3 protein-coding genes and 1 pseudogene are annotated in these 4,202 nt (G+C 51.6%); all 4 read right to left on the bottom strand.

The features are described from left to right. Positions 1-175: 175 nt before the first annotated feature. A complete protein-coding gene (locus tag Q1M25_RS08570; RefSeq protein WP_003749428.1) occupies positions 176-871 on the bottom strand; it encodes a thiol:disulfide interchange protein DsbA/DsbL in 696 nt (231 codons plus the stop codon). 169 nt (positions 872-1,040) lie between these two features. After that, positions 1,041-3,156: pseudogene (locus Q1M25_RS08565) on the bottom strand (TonB-dependent receptor). A gap of 159 nt (positions 3,157-3,315) precedes the next feature. After that, positions 3,316-3,849 carry an alpha/beta hydrolase gene (locus Q1M25_RS08560; RefSeq protein WP_300483855.1) on the bottom strand — a complete coding sequence of 178 codons (534 nt, stop codon included), beginning with the start codon at positions 3,847-3,849 and terminating at the stop codon, positions 3,316-3,318. Positions 3,850-3,859: 10 nt separating this feature from the next. Further along, positions 3,860-4,202 (bottom strand): hypothetical protein (locus Q1M25_RS08555; RefSeq protein ID WP_300483854.1); only part of this gene is annotated, 343 nt, incomplete at its 5' end.

Raw genomic sequence — 4,202 nt, 5'->3', positions numbered from 1 at the left:
TTTGTAAGCCGATTTGACAGAAAACGCCGTCTGAAAAGTTTCAGACGGCGTTTTGGTTTTATATTCTGATTTAAAACCTTGGGGCTTTAAACAATCATTTCTTTCTATAACATCTAATATAAAAGGCCGCCTGAAATCCTATTTTCAGGCGGCCTTTACTCATTCAGCCTTTAAATTATTGCGGCTTTTTCTGCTCTTCGCGTACTTTGTCCACCAACTGGTCAATCGTGGTCATGCCGGACTGCCAGTCTTTAAATTCGACTTGGTATTTGCCACCAACGATCACAGTCGGTGTGCCGCTGATTTGGAATTTATTGGTCAATTCTTCCATTTGAGCCGCACGCGCTTGGCTTTCAGGAGCCTCAAATGCAGCCAATACTTTTTTGCCGTCAAACGCAGTTTGCTCGGACAGCCATTTTTTCAGGGTATCGGTATCGGCCAAGTTGATTTTTTGGTTAACCATCGCATCGAAAATATGGCTGTTGGCTTTATCTGATTCACCGGCCATTTCCACTGCGGCCGCCAAACGTGCCAAAGGTTTCATTTCATCACCCCACACGACATGCTCCCGGCGCATATAGGTATCGTCTTTAAACGTTTTGATGTGCTCGCTCAAAACCGGCTCAAGATGGGCGCAATGCGGGCAAAAGTAGCCGAAGAATTCCAATACTTCGATTTTGCCGGCCTGCTGTTGCGGAATCGGATTGGACAATACGGTGTAATTGACACCTTCGGTCAATGCGGCAGGGGCTGCCGGAGCGGATGTGTTGCTTTGGGCGCTGTCTGCCGGAACGCTGGTTTCCGCCTGTTTGCCGCAAGCGGCCAATGCCAACAGGGTTAATGAGGTCAAGGCTAAGGTTTTCAGTTTCATAGGTATCTCTTTACATTCAAATCAATGGGCGGATTTTATGGCATTTTGTTGGAGGTGTGTTCGATTTGAGTGAAAAAATGTGTTTAGTTTTATTTCAGCCTTTATAAAGGCCGTCTGAAATATGGCTTAGATCATAGCCTTATTTTCAGACGGCCTTTGCCTGATTTCATCAGAAACGGTAATTTACCCGGGCAGTATAGCCGCGCGGATTACCCGGCATGGCATCCGAACGCCAATATTTTTGATTGAGCAGATTGGCTGCGGCAAAGGTAACGTTGACGTTTTTATGGTTCCAGCCGAGCATAGCATCAACCCGGGCAAAGCCTGGAAGCGTAGTCACTTCTTTATTTCTTGAGTCGTAGCCGTAACGTTTGCCTGTACCGGTTACGCCGATTTCGCCGTAGAGGTTTTCGGTTGGTGTGTAACGGAAAAACAGGTTGCTGGTAACGTTGCTGGTGTTATTCAAATGGATGCCCACTCGGTCGGGATTTTCTTTGTCTTCAACGACTTTCGCCTGCATCACGCCCAACGAACCGCGCAGATAGAGTTTTTTGGGAATGATTTGCCCGATGGCGGACAATTCCACGCCGCGCGAACGGTGTTTACCGCTGACTGCCCAAGTGTAGGGATTATTTTGCGCGTCGGGGCGGTAGCGGATATTGAAGCGTTCGATTTGGTAGGCGGACAATGTAGTGCTGAGGCGGTCGTCCAGCCAACTGCTTTTAACGCCGGTTTCGTATTGGCGGGTGTACTCGGGGTCGGCGTTGAACACGGCGGCAGACGAAGTGTCGATACTCAAATAGCCGCCGCGTCCGCCATAAGGTGCGAAGCCTTTGTTATACGAGGCGTAAAGTGTGTGGACTGGATTGATGTTCCACACTGCGCCGATGTTGGGGCTGAACGAGTGGCCGCTGTACTGGCGGCTGCTGCCGGTGAGTTTGTTTTCGGAATTGAAGGTGTATTTGTCGTAACGGCCGCCGAGGACGAATTTCAAATCGGGCGTGGCGGAGAAGATGTTTTGCACGAAGATGCCGTAGGAATCGGCTTTGTGGCGGTTTTGGGTGAGGACGGGTTGCAGCCTGCCCGAAGCCGGCCAGCTTGCGCGGTCGTATGGATCGATGGAGGCGGAAAAGGTGCGGCTGAAACCCAAGGTCGGGTTGCGGTGTTCGCGGCTGTAATCCATGCCTACGGTCAGGTGGTTTTCAAAACGGCCGATGGTGTAGTCGCCGTTGAGCGTGAAGTTGGACGACAGGGTTTTGTTGTCGGTCTGCTGCCAGGCGTAGTTGCGTTTGATTCGGCCGCCGTTTTCGCTGCCTGCATAAAAATGGTCGAAATCCTGCGCCGCCGTGCGGTGGGCAAGCTGCCATTGGGCGCGCCATTTATCGTTGAAGGCGTATTCAAGGTCGGAACGCCAAACTTGCAGCTTGTCTTTCACAAAATCGTTTGGGTGGGCGAAACCCATGCGGTAAGGCAGTCCGAAGCGATCGTACACGGACTTGGTCGGGCTGCGGTCGGGCGTGCGCTCCACATTGTCGTAGGTGTATTTATTGTCCCGTCCATTTCAAGCCGTTGTCGAGTTTGACGGTAATGCTGGGCGAAACCATGACGTTTTTGCTGTCTATGCCGCTGCGGAACGAATTGGCGCGCCCGACTTCGCCGGTGAGGCGGATGGCGACGTTTTTGTTCAGCACTTCGTTGATGTCCATATTCAGGCTGCGGTTTGCCCACGAGCCGTAAACCGCACCGATGTTGCGGCTTTGTTTGAAGTTGGCGTATTTGCTGACCATATTGATGACGCCGCCGCCGTTGGTGCGGCCGTAAAGGACGGAAGACGGGCCTTTCAGGATTTCCACGCGCTCGATGTTGGCGGTGCTGCGGCGGACCTGTCCGCTCTCGCGCACGCCGTCGCGGTAAATATCGGATGCGTCGGCTTGAAAACCACGCAGGAAAATGCTTTCGCCGCGCATATCGTAGGCAGCGTCAATACCGGCGTTGCCTTAGAGGATGGAACTCAAATCGTTCGTGCCGTAGTTTTTGTTTTTCTGAATATTGAGCGTATCGACGGTTTGCGGCGTTTCTTTGATGAGCTGTCCGTTGCGGGTAACGGCGGCTTCGTCGTAGTTGATGTAGCCTTTGGGTACGCTGGTGTCGGATTGTCCGACCACGGAAACGGTGGGCAGGGTGGCGGTGTAATGTTCGCCATTATCCTGCGTATCGGCGGCGGCAACAGGGAAGGAAGCAATAATCAGCGTGGGTAATAAAGCCAAATGAAATGGTATTTGCATTTTTATACTCAATTTAACGAAACAACCGAATTATATTGCTTCATAAGAGAAATGAGAATAGTTTCTTTTAATTATATTTAACATGATATTGCAAACAAAGGCCGTCTGAAACACATATCGGTTTCAGACGGCCTTCGTTTATTAATAGATACTGCTACACTACTTACTCAACAGCATTTCCTGCATCAGCTTCATGCCCCATTGCCAACCGCCGAGCGCGCCGTTTAACTGGCCGGAATGCGGCGATTGAAGCAGGCGCGCCTGCCAGCGTTCGGCCTGTTCTTGCGCCCAATCGCGTGGCGTACCGTTTGTTTCGGCGATGACCAACGCCGTACGGCAAGGACAGCGGACGCGTTGGAACGTATGGATTTCGTCTTCGGGAAAAGCCTCGGGACGCGGCGAGACCAAAATAATATTGGTCAGGCGTTTTTGCGTCAGGATGTCGGCTTGATACAGCCATGCCAAAAATGCGGACACACCAACACCATGAGCCACGACGGCAATATTTTTGCTGACGATATGGTCAAAGGCCGTCCGAATGGCGTGTTGCCATTCGGAAACGGTTTGCCGACTATCGGCTTCGGCGGTTTGAACAATCGGATAGCTGACCGCCCAGCGATCTATCCACATTTCCGCTTCATCCGCATCGCGTATCAGAAACAGTGCCATTTCTTCGAGTTCGAAGCTCTGCATTTCAGACGGCCTATTTGAGTAAGTCGTTGAGTGTAAATGCAATCAGCAATGCGGCAGGCACGCTGAGGATGGCACAAGTCGCCAGACAAAGTACGATGTTGGCCACCAGCCGCCAGCCCTTCCAAGCAAAGCACTTGGCCGCAATCAGCAGGCAAGGCAGGGAAAACAGCAGCCATACCAACGCCCACGTCGGATTGGCCTTGGTCGGTGCAACCCAGCCGGACATCCGCGCCAGCATAAATACTGCCCACACCAGCATAGGCAATACAAATGCCGCCACGACCCACGCCGCACCTATGCCGGTTTTGCCGTTTATATTCCAATCATATTTACCAAAAACCTTATTCGGTAAC

Origin of the sequence: uncultured Neisseria sp. (assembly GCF_951230505.1) — a bacterium.
GTDB lineage: Bacteria > Pseudomonadota > Gammaproteobacteria > Burkholderiales > Neisseriaceae > Neisseria.
Note: the sequence above shows the minus strand (reverse complement) of the source record. Positions and strands in the feature narration are given on the sequence as shown.

Coding starts and splice junctions, on each gene's coding strand:
- Q1M25_RS08570 (WP_003749428.1), bottom strand. CDS start 871: ATGAAACTGAAAACCTTAGCCTTGACCTCATTAACCCTGTTGGCATTG.
- Q1M25_RS08560 (WP_300483855.1), bottom strand. CDS start 3,849: ATGCAGAGCTTCGAACTCGAAGAAATGGCACTGTTTCTGATACGCGAT.